Annotated in this window: 1 pseudogene; it reads left to right on the top strand. The window is 76.4% G+C overall.

Annotated elements, in window-relative coordinates:
- Positions 1–279, top strand: a pseudogene (locus ACLBYB_RS33185) (hydroxyacid aldolase); the annotation flags it as partial.
- Positions 280–301 lie beyond the last annotated feature (22 nt).

The following is a 301-nucleotide window of genomic DNA, read 5'->3' as shown; positions in this document are numbered from 1 at the left end:
GACGGCGTCCTGGTCGGCCCCGCCGACCTGTCGATCGCCCTGTCCAAGGGGGCGGCCATCGACCCGCTGGGATCGGCGGTCACGGCGGGCCTCGGGGAGATCGCGCGCAAGACCCGGGCGGCGGGCAAGATCCCCTGCGCCTTCGCGCCGTCGCCGGCGCGCGCCCGGGAGATGGTCGGGATGGGCTACCAGCTCGTCTCGGTCGAGTACGACGCGCTGACCATCGCCAACGCCTTCGCGCGGGTGCTCTGCGAGGCCGACCCGGCGCGGGCCGGCTGAGGCCTAGGCGGCCTCGCCGGGC

Source organism: Methylobacterium sp. D54C, assembly GCF_053345595.1.
This window is presented reverse-complemented; position numbering and strand designations above follow the sequence as displayed.